The following is a 23,311-nucleotide window of genomic DNA, read 5'->3' on the forward strand; positions in this document are numbered from 1 at the left end:
ATTAACCTCCAAAGTAATTAGCAATACCATTTGCAATGCGGTTAGCAAAGTCTTCTTGAGTTTGAGGAGATTGTAGCACACGTTCCTCATTAGGGTTAGAAATAAAACCAAGCTCTACAAGAATTGCAGGCATATTAGAATGTCTCAACACGTATAAGTTACCTTCTTGAATGCCACGATCACCATTGAAACCAGGTGTGTTAGCAATTTGAGATTGTACCTTTTGTGCTAATCGAGCATCATTACCGGTTTTGCTATAGTAATATGTTGCAATACCACCAACGCTAGGATTATTAAATGCGTTGATATGAACGCTTACAAGAGCATCAGAATTACTACGGTTAGCCACGTTAACACGAGCCCCCAATTCATCAACACCGCTTGCATTAGGGCCATATACATCTACATCGGTAGTACGAGTCAAAAGTACTTTAGCACCACGATTTTCTAAAGATTTTTTCAAATACATAGAAATTGGTAGTGTAATGTTTTTCTCTTGTACACCGTGAGGTCCAATAGCACCAGAATCACTACCACCATGTCCTGGGTCAATAGTAATTGTTTTGCCAGATAAACCACCACTAGTAGAGTATTTACCAGATCCTGTAGGTACATTTTTTGCTGGATGCGCAGATTGAGATGGCTTTTTACCATAGTAAGCAGGCTTAGCTACAGCACCTTTTTTCTGAACATCAACAACGATACGATACGGTTTCTTATTAACCGTATCTTTTTTCAAGGAAAAAACCTTTACATCACTAGTATCAATAGATGAAGGTGTCTTGATTGTTACTTTAACGTCTCTGCCATCTTGTGAAAGTTTAGCAGAGCTAGCAATAGCTGAGTCCATAGAAATGTTCTCTTTAGCCGTCTTTAGCTTTGTATTCTTTAAAGTAACAGTCGTAGTTTTCCCATCTTTGCTAATTGATGCAGATGCCTTTATAGGTGCCGATAAGTCCATAACAATACGAACATATGGTACAGGTGCATCTGTTCTAGTCACCCATCGAGCATCTTCCAAATTAGCTGCCTTTGCTTGCGTCAATAATAAAGGTATCGCCATCAAGACTGCAAGGCACATTAAAAATAGTTTACGCAATACATTCACTCCAATCTAACTGACATACATAGTGTCCAAACCATAGAGATGAGTCGATGATATTTTTATCTATCAAAATCTCATCGTTCCAATCTATCCATAAACTAATGTTAGATTATAAATAGATTATTTCATACAAACATGAAGATTAGTATGCCGATTACACATATTACTATATAAAGACCTTATACAGAATACACAAAAAACAGTTTCATAAAATTATTTTTTGTATAAGTAATCAAAACTAACGTTCAGTTGTAATTTGCCATTCATTCCCATCCGTACTAATATGAATACGCCCCATCGTATCTGTACGGTAAATAGCAATATTATTTTCCTGTAAACGACGTAATGTCACATCGTGAGGATGACCATACTTATTATACATGCCATTTGAAATTAATGCACTTTCAGGCCTAATAGATTTCAAAAAATCTTCAGAGCTACTTGTACGAGAACCGTGATGACCTACCTTAAGAATACGAGAAAACAATCTAGAATTCTGCTCTTTTATAAGTTTTTTCTCTTCTTGTAATTCAGCATCACCCGTAAAGAGCATAGAAAATTTACCGAAGATTAATTTACCTACAATAGAATTATTATTAAGATCTGTCTCTCCTTTTTTATCAGTCAAAGGTTCAACCCAAGGAGCATATACTACAAAGACAGCACCATGTCCAAAATCAACTACATCTCCACTTCTCAAAGTAGTTCGTTGAATTTTATTTTTCTCAATCCATTTTTCATAGGTTTTGTACATATTATTATCAACGGCAATACCATCATCATATACATGTTCAATAGGCATAGCCTTTGCAATAGCATAAAAACCACCCATATGATCAGCATGAGGATGCGTGATAATAATATTTTTTAACTTCGTTACACCCATAGCTTTAAGTTGGGCCACAATATTTTCACGATGTTCTATATCACCAGTATCAATCATGCTATACTCATCGCCTACCTTAAGCAATATAGCATCCCCCTGACCAATATCTAGCATATATACATCTAGCTTGCCTTCAGGAGTAGTCGTCTTAGTATCGATAGAGTAAGCCCCATTAGCATTAGTGGTTACCTGATTTGCTGCATTTGCTACATCCTTATTTGTGCATCCTGCAATGGCGAAGATAGGAATACATAATACTAGCAAGAAAGCTATAAATCGTTGTATTCTATTTGTCATTCATAATCTCCCAACAATTCACTAATAACACAACCTAAAGAAGTACTGACATCACTCGGAGTATAACCCCAACTCTTTGTTTCATTCAGAATATCTGCACTACGACTATGTACATATACACCGAGAACAGCACTATCTTGTAGTGAATAACCCTGACTTATAAAACCAGCAATTACACCAGTCAGCACATCTCCCATACCGCCAGTACCCATGCCCGCATTACCGATAGTATTTACATACACTGTTCCATCAGGTAATGCCACAATTGAAGGAATTCCTTTTAGTACAAGAATAACTTGATGAGCCTTAGCAAATTCTCTAGCCAACGTGATATAATGACGCTCAATCCATTTAATAGGTAAATCAATAAGTCTACTAAATTCACCTAAATGCGGTGTCATGACACAATATGGAAGTTCTCTTTCCACTGTATATGCAGACTCAATATCACCATCTCGCAAAGCATCTTTATTAACACAACCAACATGTCCCAATGCATACAAAGCATCAGCATCTAGTACTAACGCTCCTTCGTAAGCATCTAAAATATAATCCACTAAATCACAGATTTCACGGGTGCGACCTAAACCAGGTCCCATAGCAACAACTTGGCGACAATCAAAAAGTTCTTTATTAGTCTCTGTGGAACTAACCATCACCTCAGGTATGACACGGCTTTGTACAATCTGTTTAATTATTTTGGGTACAGCTAATGTTACTTTACCAGCACCACTATGAACTGCCGCTTCAGCAGCCAAAATAGGGGCTCCTATCATATCATTTGAACCACCAATAATTAAAGTGTTTCCATTGACGCCTTTATGCGCCATTGGGATACGATAGTTGATAATTTTTTCGGCTAAATCAGAATCAATGGTTAAAGTTCTAACATGTTCACCCAGTACATGCTGCCAAGGAGCCCCCAATGGAGCAACCACTGAGGTTCCTCCTATAGCCTTTCCGGGATATAATAACAAACCTTGTTTGATTGCCCCAAAAGTAACAGTATAATCATAGGTCAGTGTGCCTTCTGCTACTTGACCAGTAGTAGCATCCAAACCTGCAGGTACATCAATAGCCCACAAATCAAAATTATACTGACTACGCATAGTATCAATATCGTTCAATATATCGATAGTCACCTCTCTTAACCTTCCAGTAAAGCCCGTTCCCATGATGCCTTCCACAGCGATGGCTACGTTGGACCAATCATTGAATTCATCATACATATCGATGCTACAGCCCATAGCTTTGCAGCGCTCAATTTGCAGTGCAAAAAGATCACTACACTTTTTTATATCTCCTACTAGTACAATTTGTGCTGGTACGCCTTGCTCCATCAAATGGCGAGCCGCTACAAGGCCATCTGCCCCATTATTACCCATACCACATATGAATAAAACAAAACTATTTATGGAACGGCCATTATTCAGGAAAAATAAATCGTACTCTCCCCATAAGGCATCTACGATACCACGTCCAGCATTTTCCATGAGGATTTCTAAAGAGATTCCTAATTGCTTAGGAACCTCTCGATCTATAAATCGAGCATCTTCTGTAGTTAAAATATTCATCTTATGCTCCTTCAAGTATAACTGTACTCATTGCATAATCCTTGCAATGACTAATCGATACATGAATATCAGTATAACCTAATGTTTCGTAAATATCTTTGAAAGTATCTTGTAAACGAATTAAGGGTGCGCCCCATTCATCATGATAAATCTCTATATCTTGCCATGATCCATGCCTCATCCCTGTGCCTAAAGCTTTAATAAAAGCCTCTTTTGCAGCATATATACCTGCAAAGGATTCGTAGCATCCTTTATTCCGACTTTTACAATATTCAATCTCATGAATCGTATAAACGCGCGCTTTAAATGAACTTGATTTCTCTATAGCTTGACGTATACGGTCAATCTCTATAATATCATTCCCTAATTTCATAATAGCTCCTAAAATACCCTAATACTATTATTATACACTCATAAAGGGGATTAAAACATAGGTAATATCTAGACATTTACCGAAAATGGTAGGCTAGACAAACTATAAATTTCAACTTTACCTTTGCGATTGACCGCCATATACATTTGACCATTTCTACAATCCATGTCTTCTACTTCCATTCCAGAAGCATAAGGGCTAATATTTTTAACAACCCCCTCTTCATCGACGTATACAAAGGTTGTCAACGTTGTAAATAAAGTATTTCCATTAGTTGCGTAAGCACCGTTATTATTTAAGTTTGTATGATTAGCATCAATTTTATAAGAACGAATACGATTAAAATTGGAGTCGTAATAATTAATTGTCCGTTCAGAGTTTGTTAAAGGCACAATTGATACATATTCATTGCGTACTTTATCATATGCAAAATTAAAAACTTTCTCTTTTAGTTTAATCGGTGCTTCAACAATCATGCTATCCGCTTCAATAGGAGTAAGGTTATATCCGTCTACAACAGCATTTGTTGTATAGTAACGATTATTGACAGAATTATAAGTTAAGGTATTCATATGACCTAATAAACTTTTATAACTATACTCATATTTTGCAACAACAGTAAAAGTTTTTGGATTAATTTCATAAATAATTTGCTTCGTATTATCTGAATTAATACAAGCTAAAGCAAAAACGTCTTTTTTGGAATTATAACAAAATCCTTGGCACTGATTTACAGATCCATCTAATGGTATTTCTGCCAAGCGAGATAATGGCAATGGCATCTGTACAGCGCTAACCTGTTGAGTAAGTTTAGGAATATCGAAGATATTTGTAATATAATCAATTACACCTTGATCCATACTGTCACCTCATGAAATTAATAATGTATATTATAGTATATAAATTCATAAATATAAAAATAGGCGGTAAGACAAAAGTCTTACCGCCTAATGTTGGTGCCGGAGGTGGGACTTGAACCCACACGGTGTTACCCGCTTGATTTTGAGTCAAGTGCGTCTGCCATTCCGCCACTCCGGCGTATCGGAACATTTGTTATTATACAGACATCCCTAAGCAATGTCAACATATTTTTTATATTTCATCTAAAATATTTTGAACCCTTTTCATATCCGTATCACATTGTTGTTTCCATGTAAGTGCGACACCTGTAATATAGCCTTTACGGGCAAATTCTACATCTGTAGGAACACTTTCAGCACCATAGTCTAGCTCGCCAGCTAACCAATAATAATCCTGTCCTCTTGAATTAATGCGAGCTTCGATAATATTACTGTAGGTTTGTAAGCCTTGGCTCACCATTTTAAAATGGTCCCAATCACATGTGCCACGTAATGGGAAGTTCACATTTAGTAAACCGCTAAACTGACCCGCCACATAAATTTTCTCAATCAATTCATGTATAAATGGATGCATCTCGTCTCCCCGTTCAACAGAATATCTCTCAACAGATAATGCTAAACCGGGAATACCGTAAAAACCACTTTCCATAGCTGCCGAAACAGTGCCGGAATACAATACATCAGAGCCTAAATTAAATCCATGATTAATTCCAGAAATTACAAGATCTGGCATATCATCAGTCAATAAATAACTGAGGCCGAACTTCATGCAATCGGACGGCGTTCCCGTTAGAGCATAAAGGCGAGGATTTTCATCCTCGCCATTGCAAGCATCTAATTTCAATGGAACCTCGGTCGTCAATGCATGGGATTTAGCACTTTGCTCATTAGCAGGTGCTACAACGGTAATTCTATAATATTGACTTAAATACGATGCAAGATGACGTAAACCATCTGCTAAAATGCCATCGTCATTACACATTAAAATATGCATAGTCACTCCTACAGATTCTATTTTTCATTCTTATTCATATTGCCCATACGTGTTAATTTAACATCATCTAAGCCCACAGCTCTCGTATGGACTGTATGAGACCATACCTTATTATGACGGCGGAACCACCCTAAAATATTTACTGGAATCCAAGAATAAACAAATAATGGATATAGTAAATAGTAGAACCAAATCTTTGGTGGTACCTTGATTTTCAACAATACAATTAATGGGAATAGATATTGACCAACACCTATAATTGTCCATACAGACATAGGCATAATTTGATACAAAATATTTGTATAAATTGGAGTATACGCATTGATGTAGGATAACACCAAGTATACGGTTGTCAACAATAAGAAATAAGGTTGACTCACTTGGAATATACCATCCAAAATCATAATATTCCCTGTTTTGATACCAATAGCAAATAATTTAGGAATATATCGACCCGCACAGTCAAATTGCCCCTGAGCCCATCGTAAACGTTGTCTGCAAGAAGCCATCATAGTCGTAACCTTTTCATCGTATACGATAGCATCATGCCCCCAACAAGTACGGATACCATGAGTCAATAGTTTCATGGAAAATTCCATATCTTCGGTTAAGCTATTGCAATCCCAACCGTATTCGCGAATAATAGATGTACGAATACACATGCCTGTACCACCTAAAGCCGTAGATAATCCAAGACGATATTTTGCTAAATGCCACATATGGTTAACCATCCAAAAGGCGATAGAGAACGTACCGGCTACCCAAGAGTCAGTTGGATTTTTAGAGTTCAAGTAACCTTGAATTACAGACTCACCTTTTTCAAGATGATCATTCATTTCTAACATAAATTGAGGATGTACTAAATTATCGGCATCAAAAATCAGGAATGCATCATATTTCCGATCCATTTGTTCTACCCGATCAAACATCCACCCCATGGCATAACCTTTACCAATTTCTTGTTTATTTTCACGTGCATGTACATTAGCACCAGCAGCACTTGCTACTTCCGCAGTCTTATCTGTACAGTTATCGGCAACTACAAAAATATCGTACAGATCATCTGGATAATCTAGGCCACGTAAGTTTTTAACTAACTCACCAACAACAGCTTCCTCATTATGAGCGCATACAACGATGGCAAAGGAATTTTTAGGGGTATAATTTTTATGTACTCGCGATCGCCACATCCCTACGACAGCGAGTATAAAATAATAAACCGTATAAATTACGATTATTACCTGCATAGGAATCAGTAATAGATCCAGTAGGTAATTCATACTATTCTCCTCCACACATCTATTTACGCACTATATTTAAAGCCCCGTTAATAAGCCCAAACATTACATAACCAGCAAAAATCATAACGGCCCATGTATGCCAATCATACACGAGACAAGCTACAACAAATATGGCTGTGAGTACAATAGAAAATTTATTGATATAAATCTCACTTTTACCTTTAAAATCGGGATATTTAACTTCACTAACCATAAGGAGACCTATACCAATCATACAAACTACCAACACAAATTGAGGTACCGATACGCCACACAACACGTATGTCGCTGCTAAACATCCAGCGGCTGGAATTGGCAAACCTTCAAAATAGCCATGAACTTCGTCAGTTTTAATATTAAATCGCGCTAAACGAAATGCACCAAGCACTGCAAAAGCTAGTAATGGCACATATGCAATCCATCCTAAACCATATAATTCTTTCATATAAAGCATATAGGCAGGAGCTACACCAAATCCCACTACATCAGACAGAGAATCAAGTTCCCGGCCCATTGGTCCTGCAACATTTAAAGCTCTTGCTACGCGCCCATCTAACCCATCTGCTACTAGAGACAATAATATACATATAGCTGCGCAAAATGTATTATTAGTAGCAGACAACGTAATACCAAGAACACCAAATGCTAAATTTGCACTAGTAAATAAATTTGGAATAATAGATTTATTCATGTCGTAACCTCCCGATAACAGTATCACCGCCTGTAATATGTTGACCTTTTTCCACGAACAACTCTACATCCTTATCCATATAGAGCTCAGTACAGGAACCGAACTTAATCATCCCGTACAACTGACCGCGTTCAAGTACACTATCTAGGTCTGTCCAAGATACGATACGTCTTGCTAAAAGGCCCGCAATTTGCGTTACTAATACGGAAGTACGATCATTTTCAATACAAATAGTATGACGTTCATTTTCAAAACCTACATCATCTTTGAAAGCTGGTAGGAAACTACCCATCGTATAGTGACGGTACGTAATTTTACCATCAATAGGCGCACGATTAGCATGCACGTCAAAAACAGATAAGAAAATAGTTACTTTTTTACACTCTTTGTGTAAGTAAATATCTTCGTATACATCAGAAATATCCATGATTTTACCGTCCGCTGGGGATAAAATCAAATCTGGATCTTGAGGGATTACACGTTTAGGATTTCTAAAGAAATTGACGAAAAATAATGCCAGAATAAATGAAATAATCGCAATTACATAATGTCCTAAATATCCTAACACCACAGTGATAATGAGCATGGCTCCTATCAGAGGAAACCCTTCCTTAATTATTGGTCCTGTAGGCACGATTCAACACTCCTCTATTTATTTCTAATAACGGTCCACATAAACTTTGGAATAGCCAACATGCGGCCAATCCGTTGAGGTTCTAAATATAATCGATACAACCATTCAAGTCGATTTTGTTGCATCCATTCTGGGGCCCGAGGAATATTACCTGCCAAGACATCAAAGGAACCACCAATTCCGATGGCAACTACGCCATCGAGGTGACTCAACTTTTCTGCAATCCATTGTTCTTGCTTTGGCACACCTAAGGCAACAAATACCAATTTTGCCTTAGAATCAGCTATAGATTTAATGATTTCTTGTTCCTCTGCACTATCAAAGAATCCGTCATGAATTCCTGCTATATTTAATACACCTACCTGAGCAGATACATTATCAATCGCTCGTTGAGCAACACCTGGTGCCGCCCCCAAGCAGTATACAGGAATCTGATGAGTCGCCGCAACTTTAAACAATTCCTTAGTTACGTCTACGCCTGTTACACGTTCAGGCACATGTTCTCCTTGACGCTCTGCAGCCCACAAAATGCCAGCCCCATCGGGAACGACGAGACTAGCATTATTCAATATGGAGTGCAATGTAGGATTTTCATTAGCCAACATAACCATTTCTGCATTAGCCGTTGCTACTAAATGTAGCCCCGGCTGTTCAGTTAATTGTAAAATACGTTGGACTGCCTCATCCATTGTGACACAATCGATAGGCACAGATAAAACAGAAATACGTTTATTCAATGTAATACTCCATTATCAACCACTATAATTTGGTGCTTCAACGGTAATGCTTACATCATGCGGATGACTTTCTTTCAAACCAGCCGCTGTAATTTGAATGAATTGAGTGTTTTCAATCATTTCTTGGATGTTATGACATCCACAATACCCCATACTTGCACGCAAACCACCAACCATTTGGAAAATTGTATCGGCCAGCATACCTTTATATGGTACACGACCTTCTATACCTTCAGGAACTAATTTCTTAGCTTCTGTTTGGAAATATCGATCTTTACTACCGAGTTTCATAGCCCCTAGACTACCCATGCCTCGATATACTTTATAAGAACGGCCTTGATAAATCACTGTTTCTCCAGGGCTTTCATCAGTACCCGCTAAAATATTACCCATCATAACTACATTAGCACCAGCCGCAATAGCTTTAGCAATATCTCCAGAATATTTAATCCCCCCATCAGCAATGATAGGAACTCCATAGCGACGCCCCACTTGAGCAGACTCATAGACTGCTGTGATTTGAGGTACCCCAATGCCAGCAATGACACGAGTTGTACAAATAGAACCAGGTCCTATACCAACCTTAACTGCATCAGCTCCGGCTTCGATAAGAGCCTCAGTGCCTGCTGCAGTTGCCACATTACCTGCAATTACAGGAATGTGAGGATACGCTTGTTTAATGTCCTTCAACGTACGAAGAACACCTGCAGAATGCCCATGGGCAGTATCAACAATAATTACGTCAGCTTTAGCAGATACAAGCGCATCAAGTCTATCATACAAATCTTGAGAAACACCTACTGCAGCACCAACTAATAATCGGCCACTACCATCCTTTGCTGCATTTGGATATTTAGTCGCTTTTTCAATATCTTTAATCGTAATTAAGCCTTTTAAGTTACCGTCGCCATCTACAAGAGGTAATTTTTCAATACGATGTTCGCTTAAGATAGCTTTCGCCGCTTCAAGAGATGTACCTTCCGGTGCAGTAACTAGGGAATCTTTTGTCATACATTCCCCAATTTGTCGGCTTAAATCAGTTTCAAAACGCATATCGCGATTTGTAATGATCCCTACTAGTTTACCATGTTCTGTGATAGGTACACCAGAAATTTTATATTTTTCCATAAGTTCTGCTGCATCGGATAGTAAATTTTGAGGGCTTAAGAAAATAGGATCAACGATAACACCGTGTTCAGAGCGTTTTACCTTGTCAACTTCATGAGCTTGCTCTTCAATAGACATATTTTTGTGGATAACGCCAAGACCTCCTTCACGAGCCATTGCAATCGCCATCCGTGATTCAGTAACCGTATCCATCCCAGAACTAATCATAGGAATATTTAATGTAATATCACGAGTTAATTGAGTTTTTAACTCTACTTGATTAGGCAGTATATCCGAAGCTGCTGGTATTAATAATACATCATCAAAAGTTAGTCCACGCATACCGAATTTATCGTCTCTCATATTTCTTTCCTTTCCGTATAATAAAACAAAACTACGACCCGCCTAGTCCCTATGGACTAGGCGGTCAGTCGTAGCCTTAGCGTTCAGACCGCAAAATGCCGCCTTCCATATAATCGTCTTTTTTCATATCTACGAAGATAACTTTTACTGCATCAGCAGGAACATTTACGATATCAACCGCAGCCTTTGTAATTGCTTCACCTAATTGTTTCTTTTGTTCTTTTGTACGCCCTTCGACGAGCTCTACATGAATAATTGGCATATTAACCTCCATAGATGAAAAAATGAAATAAATTGTTTGTTCTATTATACGGTATGAAGGACATATAAACAAGGAAAAAAACCAGATAAAATCTAATATTATCGATGCTTATATACTTATTAATCCTACCTCTTAATTATACAATATTCTTAGAAATTTTTCACCAAATCTTTTTTCTAATTCTTCTTTCATGATAGATTCTAATTTTTCTATTCCGAATTGATTTGCAAAATCTAGCACATCCTTGCGAGCCTTTACTAAAATCTCAATATCTTTGATGATATTAGCAACGCGCAAATCAGGTAGTCCTGATTGAGCTAATCCAAACAATTGACCAGATCCACGAATCAATAAATCTTGCTCTGCAAGCTCAAATCCATCCTGGATTTGTTCCATCAACTTTAAACGCTCTTGACTTACATCATTTTTAGAATCACTAACAAGAATGCAATAGGACTGATGAGCGCCACGACCTACACGGCCCCGCAGCTGATGTAGCTGAGACAGGCCAAATCGTTCTGCCCCTTCAACGCACATAATGGTCGCATTTGGCACATTAACACCCACTTCTATAACTGTTGTGGAAACAAGTAATAAAATTTCACCCCTATGGAAGGCATTCATCACTTCATCTTTTTCACTCGGCTTCATACGACCGTGAACGAGGCCCACTTCATAGGCCTTATAAAAGTACTCTTTTAATTCTAGATACAATTCCTCAGCAGCTTGCAAGTCTAATTTTTCGGATTCTTCTACAAGAGGGCACACCACGTAGACCTGACGCCCTTCCGCCATTTCCTTACCAAAGAAAGTGCGTAATCTCTCTTTATAAGAACTATCTACAGCATATGTTTTAACAGGTTTTCGCCCTGGTGGCATTTCTTTAATTAAAGATACTGCTAAATCTCCATATACGGATAATGTCATGGTACGAGGGATTGGTGTAGCCGTCATGATAAGTACATGAGGATATGTTCCCTTCTGTTGCAATCTCGCCCGTTGATCTACACCAAAGCGATGTTGCTCATCAATGATAACAAGGCCTAAATTATGGAAATTAACCCCCTCTTGGATAAGAGCATGCGTTCCAATAATCATTTGGATTCTGCCATCTGCTAAGCCCTCATAGATGCATTCTTTCTCTTTTTTCGTAGAGGATCCCGTTAATAATTCTATGGTAATACCTAAATTAGCACATACAGTTCGTATCCCTTCGTAATGTTGAGCCGCTAGAATCTCCGTAGGGGCCATCAATGCCCCCTGATACCCATTTTCAATGGCTTTTAATAAACTCAAGGTAGCCACAATAGTTTTACCAGAGCCTACATCTCCTTGCAACAAACGTTGCATAGGTCGTTCATCTTCCATATCAATACGAATATCCTCTAACGCTCGTTGTTGATCACCTGTTAAAGAAAACGGTAAATTCTCTATACACTGAGCCATTAGTTCCCCATTTGGTCCCATTTTAGACCCTCTATGGCATTGTTCTTTATTTCGCAACAAAGCTAAACCAGCTTGCATGACGAACAACTCTTCATAGGCCAATTGATAACGAGCCTTTTCATAGAGCTCTGAGGAGTCTGGGAAATGCATCATCTTAAAAGCATCATAGCGACTCATATAATGATGATCTTCACGAACCTCCACAGGTAAAATCTCTGGCAATTCATGGTTAGCTGCGAACCAATTACGTACAGTTGAACGAACCACAAACTGAGATACCCCATCAGCAAGCGCGTAAATAGGAACGATACCTCGATCTGGTTCACCACCGTCTCCTAAGTTTTCCATTTGCGGTGTATTCATTTGCATGTAACCATATTGAAACTCAGCCTTACCATATGCATATATACGCTGTCCTTTTTTGTAAAAGTTCTTTTTATATCCTTGATTAAACAAAACAATCTTCAAAGGTCCTGTACCATCTGCAATGACCACCTCTAAAATAGACAATCGAGGGCGAGGGCGTTTTTCTTGTACTGCAATAACAGTACCTACGACACCACCTGTCATACCTGATTTTAAATCACCAATACTATAAATCGTACGGCGGTCTTCATAGGTTCTAGGGAAGTAAGTCAATAAGGATGTAACATTAGTAATTCCCAATTTATGCAATTGTTTCTCGCGACCAGGACCAATTCCTTTTATAGTCGTCAATCGTTCATCCATAAAAACTCCTTTAAATATACGATAAACACATGAGATATATCCAATTTCTGTATATCCTTGTGTAAAAGTCCATTTATATCTTAGAATATGATATATAGTATACCTTATATTGTAGTATATTTCATAAAAAGAGCAATATGTACGACAAAAACACTTGCTTTAAGCTATTCTTTATGATAATATACTTTTGTTATGTTATAGATTAAGCTTGGAGGTGGAAACTATGGCAAACCTTTGCGAAGTATGTGGTAAATCCACATCTAGCGGTATGAACGTGAGTCATTCTCACATTCGCACAAGAAAAACTTGGAAACCGAACATTCAAAGAGTACGGGCGGTTGTAGACGGTGCTACAAAAAAAGTAAACGTATGCACTCGCTGCCTTCGTTCTAATAAAGTTACACGCGCGTAAAATAAAAAGTACATGTACTCTTTGGGGTTCTAGAGCCCCAAAAAAAGCAGTTAGTTCAAAATGAACTAACTGCTTTTTTTGTTATTTATAATGTAATATTGGGAATATAATATTGCTTAAATAACTTAATAGCATATTGATCTGTTAAGCCTGCTACATAATCAACTACATCACGTGTAGAGTAAAACGCTTTACCTGTTTCACAGCCTTCCATATCATCAGGGTGTTCCATGAAGTGAGTAAATAGATTTTTCACCACATGGGATGCCTTTTTGCGATCCGGAATTAAAGCTGGTGCCAAATATACATGTTTAAACATAAATTGACGGAATAGATTCATCGTCATTTCCACATCAGCAGACATAGATATAGCTGGCTTATCCAAGGATTCCCGTACCATATCCTCTACCATTGCAGTAATCATACTGGATGGAGTCATGCCAAAATGTTCGCGCACTTCAAAAGGTAACGCCTCTGCCGTCAACATACCTGCTCGCTGTGCATCATCAAAATCGTGACATAAATACGCAATGCGGTCTACAATACGAATAATTTGACCTTCCAAGGTCACAGGAATTGTAGTTCCTGTGTGACCTACGATTCCATCTCGAACAGCGGTGGTTAAATTGAGTCCTTGATGATCACCATGTCTTTCTAATACCTCAACCATGCGTAAACTTTGCTCATTATGATTAAAGTGCCCCACCATATCTCGCAATGCATATTCGCCTACATGACCAAATGGTGTATGTCCCACATCATGACCCATGGCAATAGCTTCCACAAGATCCTCATTTAAACGTAATGCACGAGCTACAGTACGACCGATTTGACCTACCTCAAGGGTATGAGTCATGCGTGTCCGATAATGGTCACCTGGCGCAATATATACCTGTGTCTTATGCTTTAACCGTCTAAAACATTTACTATGAATGATGCGATCCCGATCGCGTTGAAACGCGGTTCTAAGTGGATCAGGCTTTTCTTCTATATCACGGATTGCATCGCGGCTTTTAGCTGCATAGGGAGACAGAAGCAAAGCCTCCCTCTCCTCTATTTGTTCACGTATATTCATTTACCCTCCGACGCGCGATTTTTATCAATCAATTGCATAACAAGGGAAGCTGTTTCTTCAATGGATTTATTAGAAACATCTAACACTTGGCAGTGCAAACGACGCATAATAGCCTTTGCATAATCCAATTCAGATTGAATACGCTCAATAGATGCATAATTTGCTTCGTCTTCAAGACCGATAGCGCGTAAACGTTCACTACGAATATTATTTAATTTGTATGGATCTATAATAAGGCCCACGATTTTTTTTGCCGGAATTTTGAATAATTCCTCTGGCAACGGTACCTCTGGAACTAGTGGCAAATTTGCGGCTTTAATCTTTTTGTACGCCAAGAACATGGACAATGGTGTCTTACTAGTTCTAGATACACCAATAATAACTATGTCGGCCTTTTCAAAACCAGATGGATTTTTACCATCGTCATATTTCACGGCAAACTCAATAGCTTCAACCTTTTTAAAATACTCTTGGTCGAGCTTATGAACCATACCTGCTGTCATGCGAGGTTTAGTAGTCGCGATAGTACCAACTGCATCGAGAACAGGCCCCATGATATCCACAGCCGGAATATTATATTCAGCCACCTTCTCATGCAAATACTTACGTAAAGACGCAGATACAATGGTATGGCAAATAACATGATTCCCACGTTTTGCGTCGTCTATGACCTCATCAATTTGGCTTTCACTATCAATATAGGGAACACGAACAATTTCAATTTGCTCCTTATCATATTGACTCGCCGTAGCTCTTGCTACAGCCTCAGCAGTTTCTCCCAGAGAATCCGATATTGCATAAATAATTTTTTCTGCCATTCTATCAACCTCAGTGTATGCTACATTCTAAAAATACTTTTGCTACCGTCGTTTTTGATACACGGCCCACAACCTTTAAACGTTTCTTGTTACCCACATCCTCACGAGCGACGACAGGTAAACAATCTACTTCATAATCTATCATTTTCTGTGCAGCCTCTACCAAAGTATCGGTAGGCTCCACCGCTATAACCTTGCTTACAGGGGTCATAATCATAGATATAGGCATAGTATGCGAATCTGTTTGTCCCATAGAGGCGCGTAGTAAATCTTTTCGAGATACCACACCTACTAGGTATGAGCCATCACACACTAATATGGTACCTACATCTTCTGTAAATAATGTGACAATTGTATCATACAAACTCGTATCCCCATTGACCACAACGGCTTGAGATAATACATCACTTACCAGAAATGACTTTAATCGCTCAGCCGTTTGTGTTTCTTTTGAAAGTCCTACATAGTAATAGCCTACGTTTGGACGTGCATCTAACACACCTAACATGGTCAATACAGATAAATCTGAGCGTAACGCAGATCTTGTGACCTCTAAATGTTCAGCAATGGCACTACCTGTTACAGGACCTTCTTCGCGAACGATTTGAGCAATTTGTTCTTGTCGTTTCGACAGTTTCACACGGTAACCCCCTTTCATCTCTGTTTGTATTATATCCTAAGTTACCATTCAGAAAAAGAGGAGACCCACAGGCCTCCTCTTTCACTATAACTATATTATTACCAAATTAGTTCGTCAGATTCTTGACGACCACGACCAGTCATAGCATCGAGCATAATTCGTTGTTCGATTTGAGCCACCATTTTCTTAGTATTAACTACTGCATCTGGGTTAACAGAAATGGAGTCGATACCGCTCTTCACAAGGAATTCGCAAAGTTCAGGATATACGCTTGGCGCTTGGCCACAGATAGATACAGTTTTACCATCTTTATGGGCCACCTCAATGAGGTGACGAATTGCTCTGCGAACTGCTAAATTACGTTCATCATAGATATGTTGAACTGTTTCGTTATCGCGGTCACAACCGAGTACAAGCATAGTCAAATCATTAGAACCGATAGAATAACCATCTACGTATTTATTAAATTGATCAGCTAAGATAATATTGGATGGGATCTCCGCCATGAGCCATACTTTAAAGTCTTTGCTACGTGCAAGACCTTCTTGAGCCATTAAGTTAGTTACTAATTCAGCTTCTTCCACAGTACGGCAGAATGGAATCATAACCTGTAGATTTTTGAAACCAAATTCGTTACGTACTTTTTTGATTGCTTCTAATTCTAATTTGAAAGCAGGTGTATACTTAGGATCATAGTAGCGAGATGCACCACGCCAGCCAAGTAATGCACTGGATTCATGTGGTTCATATTTATCGCCACCTTTAAGGTCACGGTATTCGCTAGATTTGAAGTCGCTTAAACGAACTACTACTTGTCGAGGAGCTAATGCTTGGCATACTTTACGCATGCCTTCCGCCAATGTATTTACAGCGAAGTCACTGCGACCTGTTTCAATAAGATGTAATGGATGTTCATGAATAAAGGTAGTCCAAATGAACTCTTCGCGCATGAGACCGATGCCATCACATGGTAGTACACCATATTTTTGAGCCAAATCAGGATCGCCTAGGTTCATATAAATCTTAGTGCCTGTTACAGGTACATATTCAGCTGCTGCCCCTGTAGATACTTGAGCTTCAGGCTTTTTAACGATATCTTCTAATACGCCATCATATACAATACCATTTGTAGCGTCTACAGTAATCATTTGACCATCTTTAATAGAGGTAGTCGCTTCATGACTACGGCTCTTAGTACCTACGATACAAGGAATACCAAGCTCACGGCTAACGATAGACGCATGACAAGTCATACCACCAGCGTCAGTAACAATTGCTTTTGCCTTTTTCATGGCTGGCACCCAATCAGGAGCTGTCATAGCTGTAACAAGGATTTCGCCTTCTTTGAACTCATCGATATCCTCAGGATTGATGATAACGTGAGCTTTACCTGCTGCATTACCAGGGGATGCTGGCAAACCTTTTACAATAATATCGCGATTACCTGCATCTAATGTGCTAGCTTTTTCAGACGTTTCTGATTTTTCTTTGCGGGACCAAACTGTTTCTGGACGAGCTTGCAAGATCCAAATCTTGTCATTGCGTTCATCTACGCCCCATTCCATATCCATGTAGCAACCATAATGCTTTTCAATTGCTTTTGCATATTCTGCAAGTTCCAAAACTTGAGCATCTGTAATAACTTGTTGTTTTGCTTCGTCGGCTGGAACTACTTCTTCAACGCAGTCACCATCGGCTTTACGAACAAGGCGAACATGTTTATCGTTAATCATACGGTCCGTAATTTCCATCTTTTCTTTATCCACACGGAAATTATCTGGTGTAACCGTACCTTGTACAACATATTCACCAAGACCCCAAGAGCCTTCAATAAGAATATTGTTATCATTGCCTGTTACAAGATCAACAGTAAACATTACGCCAGCTGCTTTAGAAAACACCATCATTTGAACCGCAGCACTCAATGCTACTGTCATATGATCAAAGCCTTGTTTTACACGGTAATATGTGGCACGATCTGTGAATGTAGATGCGTAGCATTCTTTTACTTTTTCGATAATTACGTCCGCACCGCGTACATTTAAATACGTATCTTGTTGACCTGCGAAACTTGCATCTGGCAAATCTTCTGCTGTTGCACTAGAACGAACAGCCACAAATGGATTTTCTTCGTTCACTTTTTTACCAAGTTCTTCATAAGCATGACGGATAGCATCTGCCAAGTCTTTTGGCATTTCTTCCTGACAAATCATGCGGCGAATCTTAGCACACACTTCGCGCAATAATGCAGAATTTTCTACATCATCTAAAGCATCAAGTTCAGCCCGGATTTTATCTTCCAAACCTGTAGCTTTCATAAACTCACGATAACCATGAGCAGTTGTTGCAAAGCCATAAGGTACAGGTACATTAGTGGAGGATGTCAATTCCCCTAATGAAGAAGACTTGCCACCTACTAAATTAACATCTTCACGTTGTAATTCATCAAACCAAAGTACGTATGCTGTTTCGCGATTCATGTGAGAACCTCCTAGATTAATTAGTGCAACACATTAAACCTTTTACACATAAATAGTATACCTTAATTTACAATCTGTCAATTTTTATGGGCATTATTATGTAAATGAACTTCCCTATATATATCTAAAAAATTCTTCAACACTCGTCCTGTTAATCCCCATATGGTGTATTGTTTATAAGGATAGAAATAGACGGAATAGTTTTGTCTAATTTTCCAGTCGATATTATATCCTTCTAATAGATGGAATGGAAAGTCTTTTAACGGCTTAGTTCCAATGTCTAGGTGACCTACGGTCGGTTCCATATCTAATAGATATTGTAAGGGAACTGTAAATACCTCGCCTACTTCATCGGAATTTGGTTTTAAATCACTTGTATGTAGGCGCACGGCGACCGCATATAGTTTTACACCTATAGCAGATACTAAACAGTCTAAATTTCCTAGCAGTTCAATTTGATCTAAGTCTATACCAAGTTCCTCAGAGCATTCACGCATGGCTGTATGAGCACCACTTTTATCATTAGGTTCACAGTGCCCACCAGGGAAACTGATTTCACCGGGTTGACGTCGCAATGTATTACTACGCACGGTAAACACCATATGATCTTCTCCATCGATTTCTAATAGAGGCACGGCTACTGCAGCTGTGATAACATCAATATCTGTAAGAACAGTATGTTCTCGTTGTGATAAAAGGTTACTTAATTTCTTGTCCATAAATGGTCCTCTCACAAGTTATAATCTATTTTATACAATATTTGTAAAAATCTTTTATGTATCAAATTTGTATTTTATTTTTATATTGTCTTTGTATATTCATTATACATTAACTTGTAAGTCAATTTCTTGCTTCACAAACAACAGATTCAATAAATAGATAATATTATAGACAAAATAGACAGAAAAAACTGTGATGAGAAATCTAAACCTCATCACAGTTTTATATTAGTTAAATTTAATTTTTACAAATTTACGTTTACCAACTTGAACAATCATGCCATCTTCTAGCTTAAGGTTTTCTTCCGTATATTTTTCACCGTTTACTTTGAAAGCACCTGCTTTAATGGATCGACGTGCTTCACCATTTGACGCAGTTAAACCAGCATCTGTACAGAATTGTGGGACAAAGATTGGTTCTGTTGGTGCATCCATAGCGTACTCAGGAATATCTGTAGGCATGGCGCGTTGTTGGAACACCCGTTTAAATTCTTCTTCCGCTTCGAGAGCAGCTTCTTCACCATGGTACAAGCGAACGATGGTACGAGCCAATTGCATTTTAGCATCACGTGGATGTAACTCTCCGGATTCTAGACGTTTTGCCATGTCCTCTTGATCTTCGATAGACATATCTGTAACGAGCATAAAATAACGCATCATCAATTCATCAGGAATGGACATCGCTTTACCATACATTTCTTTAGGTTCTTCATCAATACCGATGTAATTGCCCAAAGATTTACTCATTTTTTGAATGCCGTCAAGTCCTTCAAGCAATGGCATTGTAATAACAACTTGTGGCTCTTGACCTTCTAACTCTTGTAAATGACGCCCCATCAACAGGTTGAAAGTTTGGTCTGTGCCACCAAATTCAACGTCTGCATGTAATGCAACAGAATCGTGACCTTGCATCAATGGGTACATGAACTCATGCACGCCAATAGGACGACCTTCTTTAAAGCGTTTGCTGAAATCATCGCGTTCCATCATACGGGCAACTGTATAGGAGCTAGCCAAACGAAGTACGTCAGCAAAGTTCATAGATTCTAACCATTCACTATTGTCACGAACGATTGTTTTTTCTGGGTCTAATACCTTGAAGATTTGTGTCTTATAAGTTTCAGCATTTTTCAATACTTCTTCTTTTGTTAATGGTGGACGAGTAACACTTTTACCAGTAGGATCACCAATACGAGCAGTGAAGCCACCGATGACGATCACTACTTGATGACCAAATTCTTGGAATAAACGCAGCTTGCGAAGAGGAACAGTATGTCCCAAATGAATATCTGGAGCCGTTGGATCCAAACCTAGTTTTACAACTAGTGGTTTATTTTCCTTAATGGATTTCTCTATTTTTTTTACAAGATCTTGTTCGTTAATTAAATCCGCTACACCATGTTTAATTTGGCGCACTTGTTCTTGAGCACTAATCATGATAATCCTCCTAGAAATACTATTGTTTAAGTATACCATTATCTAAAAACTTTCACAATTATATATAGTATTGGATTTAAACCATTTATGATATAATATTTATAACTGCGTAATAGAATTTACGTTATATTTACTAAAAGAAAAAAGAGGTGACTCTATGAGTAGTAACTCAAATACGAGAACCAATCGCCGCTCAAATGGTAATGGTTCTACACCGAAGAAAACAAATCCTAAGCGTCTATTTTGGATTTGTACACTTCTCTTTATACTCATCGTAGCCGGTGGTGGCTGTGGTTTCATAAGTGCCACATTATCAAATCTACCGGATGTATCCAATGTACGCCCTTCTGCATCGTCTCAGATTTATGACGTGCATGGCAATCTCATTACTACGGTTCACTCCACAGAAAATAGATTACCAGTACCTCTAAAGGATGTACCAAAAGATTTACAGAATGCCTTTGTAGCTACAGAAGATTCTCGGTTCTATACGCATCATGGTATTGACCCAATTGGTATTTTACGTGCCGTATGGGTAAACATTGTACATAGCGGCGTATCTGAAGGTGGTTCCACAATTACTCAACAGTTAGCTCGTAATGCATTCTTATCTCAAGATAGAACATTAAAACGTAAAATTTCCGAAGCTTTATTAGCCCTTAAAATTGAACAACATTACACCAAGGATGAAATCCTTGAAATGTATATGAACCAAATCTACTTTGGTCAAGGGGCTTACGGTGTACAATCTGCATCTCATGTATATTTTGGTAAGGATGCTAGTGAGTTAACACTTGCACAAGCGGCTCTCATTGCTGGTTTACCACAAAGCCCTAACTATTACTCCCCATTTAATGATTTGGAGGCTAGTAAAAAACGTCAAGCCGTCGTATTGGGCCAAATGGTAAAATATGGTTATATTACACAAGAGCAAGCTGACGAAGCTCGCCAAGCAGATTTAGGTTTGATAGCTAAACAAGAACAAGCTCATGAGAAATCTAATGCATCTTACTTCATTAACTATGTTATTTCTCAAATTTCTGAAAAGTACGGCGATGATGCCATCTATAAAGATGGATTAAAAATCTATACTACTCTCGATATGGATGCACAAAATGCTGCAGTTGCAGCAATGCAAAACTTGCCTAATTACTACACTGATAAAAATGGATTATCTCAACCACAAGGTGCTATAGTAGCTATGAACCCTCACAATGGTTACATTGTAGCCATGGTCGGTGGTCGCGGTGACGACGCTTTCAACCGCGCTACACAAGCAGAACGTCAACCTGGTTCCACTATGAAACCTTTCGTTTACTTAGCAGCTATTCAATCAGGTAAAACTCCTGGTTCTATAGTTGAGGACAGTCCTGTTACTTTCGGTAATTGGAGTCCTAAAAACTATGAAAACGACTACGAAGGTAATATTACATACCGCTACGCATTACAACATTCTCGCAACGTAGCAGCTGTAAAAGTTGCCGATGAAGTAGGTATGACTAAAGTTATTAATCTTGCTAAAGAAATGGGTATCTCTACTCTAACTGATCAAGATTACAACTTATCGACAGCACTTGGCGGTTTAACTCATGGTGTTACACCTCTTGATATGGTACAGGCTTACGGTGTACTTGCTAATGGCGGTATCAAGGTTCAACCTACAGCCATCCTTAAAATTGTAGATCGCAATGGCCAAGTTGTAGAAGAAAACTCTATCCAAGAAAAACGCGTTATTGATGAAAAAGATGCGGCCATCATGACTAATATGCTAGAATCTGTTATAAATGGCGGTACTGGCGGTAATGCAGCCATCGGTCGTCCTGCAGCAGGTAAAACAGGTACTACTGATGATTCCAAAGATGCTTGGTTCATAGGTTACACTCCAGATTTAGTAGCTGCTGTTTGGATTGGTGATGACTACGGCACCGAAACATTACACGGTATTACAGGTGGTAGTACACCTGCTGTTATGTGGGGTCAATTCATGGCCAATGCTCTTGCCAATACTCCAGCATCTGACTTCCCTGTCCCAGCTAGCGCACAATCAGCAATCTCTGAAGGTTACGTCAATCCTGCAAAGGCACAACCTAAAAAAGAAGGTAAAAAGGACGAAAAAGCAGATAAGAAAGACGATACAGGCAAAACAACAGATGAAAAAATAAAAAGTAATGACAAGCCTCAAAAAGAAGAGGTTACAGAACAAAAATCAAATTCATCGAAAAATAAAAAGTCTAAAAAGGAACGCTAATTCAACAGTAGTTTCTAAAAGGGCGGAACTCAGTGTTCCGCCCTTTCTTTTATACATATTTACTATCCAAATATTATCTATACAAAAAGGTAGCAAGCCCTAGGAGCTTACTACCTTTTTATTTCCATATACAATATTTTGAAA

Annotated in this window: 21 protein-coding genes and 1 tRNA gene; 2 read left to right on the top strand and 20 right to left on the bottom strand. The window is 38.5% G+C overall.

Features of this window, described 5'->3' with window-relative positions; all coding sequences use genetic code 11:
• Nucleotide 1 precedes the first annotated feature (1 nt).
• The 14 genes from AAA071_RS02250 to recG all read right to left on the bottom strand — a co-directional run bounded on the left by AAA071_RS02250 (nucleotide 2) and on the right by recG (nucleotide 13,338).
• Nucleotides 2–1,099 carry an N-acetylmuramoyl-L-alanine amidase family protein gene (locus AAA071_RS02250; RefSeq protein WP_221740960.1) on the bottom strand — a complete coding sequence of 366 codons (1,098 nt, stop codon included), beginning with the start codon at nucleotides 1,097–1,099 and terminating at the stop codon, nucleotides 2–4.
• A 244-nt stretch (nucleotides 1,100–1,343) separates the two neighbouring features.
• A complete protein-coding gene (locus AAA071_RS02255; protein ID WP_302131592.1) occupies nucleotides 1,344–2,288 on the bottom strand; it encodes a ComEC/Rec2 family competence protein in 945 nt (314 codons plus the stop codon).
• The gene (locus AAA071_RS02260; RefSeq protein ID WP_302131590.1) at nucleotides 2,285–3,862 is read right to left on the bottom strand and encodes an NAD(P)H-hydrate dehydratase; all 1,578 of its coding nucleotides are present in this window, start codon (nucleotides 3,860–3,862) and stop codon (nucleotides 2,285–2,287) included. Before AAA071_RS02260 ends, AAA071_RS02255 begins: the two co-directional genes overlap by 4 nt.
• A 1-nt stretch (nucleotide 3,863) precedes the next feature.
• Nucleotides 3,864–4,235: a holo-ACP synthase gene (acpS, locus tag AAA071_RS02265; protein WP_302131589.1), complete on the bottom strand. Its 372-nt coding sequence runs from the start codon at nucleotides 4,233–4,235 to the stop codon at nucleotides 3,864–3,866.
• A gap of 68 nt (nucleotides 4,236–4,303) precedes the next feature.
• Entirely contained in the window at nucleotides 4,304–5,095 is a 792-nt protein-coding gene (locus AAA071_RS02270) for a hypothetical protein (RefSeq protein ID WP_221740956.1), read from the bottom strand.
• 94 nt (nucleotides 5,096–5,189) lie between these two features.
• A tRNA-Leu gene (locus AAA071_RS02275) sits at nucleotides 5,190–5,273 on the bottom strand.
• A 54-nt stretch (nucleotides 5,274–5,327) separates the two neighbouring features.
• The gene (surE, locus tag AAA071_RS02280; RefSeq protein WP_004697320.1) at nucleotides 5,328–6,089 is read right to left on the bottom strand and encodes a 5'/3'-nucleotidase SurE; all 762 of its coding nucleotides are present in this window, start codon (nucleotides 6,087–6,089) and stop codon (nucleotides 5,328–5,330) included.
• A 17-nt stretch (nucleotides 6,090–6,106) separates the two neighbouring features.
• Nucleotides 6,107–7,369 carry a glycosyltransferase family 2 protein gene (locus tag AAA071_RS02285; RefSeq protein WP_221740955.1) on the bottom strand — a complete coding sequence of 421 codons (1,263 nt, stop codon included), beginning with the start codon at nucleotides 7,367–7,369 and terminating at the stop codon, nucleotides 6,107–6,109.
• Nucleotides 7,370–7,388: 19 nt separating this feature from the next.
• Nucleotides 7,389–8,060 (bottom strand): CDP-diacylglycerol--serine O-phosphatidyltransferase, encoded by a 672-nt coding sequence (pssA, locus tag AAA071_RS02290; RefSeq protein WP_302131588.1) that lies wholly within the window; start codon nucleotides 8,058–8,060, stop codon nucleotides 7,389–7,391.
• Nucleotides 8,053–8,694, bottom strand: a complete 642-nt coding sequence (locus AAA071_RS02295) for a phosphatidylserine decarboxylase family protein (protein ID WP_004696080.1) — start codon at nucleotides 8,692–8,694, stop codon at nucleotides 8,053–8,055. The genes pssA and AAA071_RS02295 overlap by 8 nt, the downstream gene beginning before the upstream one ends.
• 14 nt (nucleotides 8,695–8,708) lie before the next feature.
• On the bottom strand, nucleotides 8,709–9,431 hold the full coding sequence (locus AAA071_RS02300) for a WecB/TagA/CpsF family glycosyltransferase (protein WP_012864466.1): 723 nt from the start codon (nucleotides 9,429–9,431) through the stop codon (nucleotides 8,709–8,711).
• A 15-nt stretch (nucleotides 9,432–9,446) separates the two neighbouring features.
• Nucleotides 9,447–10,901 (bottom strand): IMP dehydrogenase, encoded by a 1,455-nt coding sequence (gene guaB / locus AAA071_RS02305; protein WP_004696085.1) that lies wholly within the window; start codon nucleotides 10,899–10,901, stop codon nucleotides 9,447–9,449.
• A gap of 76 nt (nucleotides 10,902–10,977) precedes the next feature.
• Nucleotides 10,978–11,163, bottom strand: a complete 186-nt coding sequence (locus tag AAA071_RS02310) for a 4-oxalocrotonate tautomerase (protein WP_004696087.1) — start codon at nucleotides 11,161–11,163, stop codon at nucleotides 10,978–10,980.
• A gap of 132 nt (nucleotides 11,164–11,295) precedes the next feature.
• Nucleotides 11,296–13,338, bottom strand: coding sequence for an ATP-dependent DNA helicase RecG (gene recG, locus AAA071_RS02315; protein ID WP_008714077.1), 2,043 nt, complete (start codon nucleotides 13,336–13,338; stop codon nucleotides 11,296–11,298).
• 223 nt (nucleotides 13,339–13,561) lie between these two features.
• Between recG and rpmB the strand changes: the two genes are divergently transcribed.
• Nucleotides 13,562–13,750, top strand: a complete 189-nt coding sequence (gene rpmB, locus AAA071_RS02320) for a 50S ribosomal protein L28 (RefSeq protein ID WP_008601135.1) — start codon at nucleotides 13,562–13,564, stop codon at nucleotides 13,748–13,750.
• 85 nt (nucleotides 13,751–13,835) lie between these two features.
• Here the strand turns inward: rpmB and AAA071_RS02325 are convergent, their stop codons facing one another.
• The 6 genes from AAA071_RS02325 to tyrS form a co-directional block, all read right to left on the bottom strand.
• Nucleotides 13,836–14,825 (bottom strand): deoxyguanosinetriphosphate triphosphohydrolase, encoded by a 990-nt coding sequence (locus tag AAA071_RS02325; protein WP_302131587.1) that lies wholly within the window; start codon nucleotides 14,823–14,825, stop codon nucleotides 13,836–13,838.
• Nucleotides 14,822–15,643 (bottom strand): pyruvate, water dikinase regulatory protein, encoded by an 822-nt coding sequence (locus AAA071_RS02330; RefSeq protein WP_008601139.1) that lies wholly within the window; start codon nucleotides 15,641–15,643, stop codon nucleotides 14,822–14,824. Before AAA071_RS02330 ends, AAA071_RS02325 begins: the two co-directional genes overlap by 4 nt.
• Nucleotides 15,644–15,653: 10 nt before the next feature.
• Nucleotides 15,654–16,283: a helix-turn-helix transcriptional regulator gene (locus AAA071_RS02335; protein WP_004696095.1), complete on the bottom strand. Its 630-nt coding sequence runs from the start codon at nucleotides 16,281–16,283 to the stop codon at nucleotides 15,654–15,656.
• A gap of 98 nt (nucleotides 16,284–16,381) precedes the next feature.
• Nucleotides 16,382–18,763, bottom strand: coding sequence for a phosphoenolpyruvate synthase (ppsA, locus tag AAA071_RS02340; protein WP_123137890.1), 2,382 nt, complete (start codon nucleotides 18,761–18,763; stop codon nucleotides 16,382–16,384).
• A gap of 77 nt (nucleotides 18,764–18,840) precedes the next feature.
• A complete protein-coding gene (locus AAA071_RS02345) occupies nucleotides 18,841–19,482 on the bottom strand; it encodes an NUDIX hydrolase (RefSeq protein WP_302131586.1) in 642 nt (213 codons plus the stop codon).
• A gap of 228 nt (nucleotides 19,483–19,710) precedes the next feature.
• Entirely contained in the window at nucleotides 19,711–20,919 is a 1,209-nt protein-coding gene (tyrS, locus tag AAA071_RS02350; protein ID WP_302131585.1) for a tyrosine--tRNA ligase, read from the bottom strand.
• A gap of 157 nt (nucleotides 20,920–21,076) precedes the next feature.
• On the opposite strand from tyrS, the gene AAA071_RS02355 reads away from it, so the two are divergent.
• Complete coding sequence (locus tag AAA071_RS02355; protein WP_302131584.1) at nucleotides 21,077–23,167, top strand: transglycosylase domain-containing protein; 2,091 nt, start codon at nucleotides 21,077–21,079, stop codon at nucleotides 23,165–23,167.
• Nucleotides 23,168–23,311 lie beyond the last annotated feature (144 nt).

The organism is Veillonella parvula (genome assembly GCF_040097785.1).
GTDB classification, from domain to species: domain Bacteria; phylum Bacillota; class Negativicutes; order Veillonellales; family Veillonellaceae; genus Veillonella; species Veillonella parvula_D.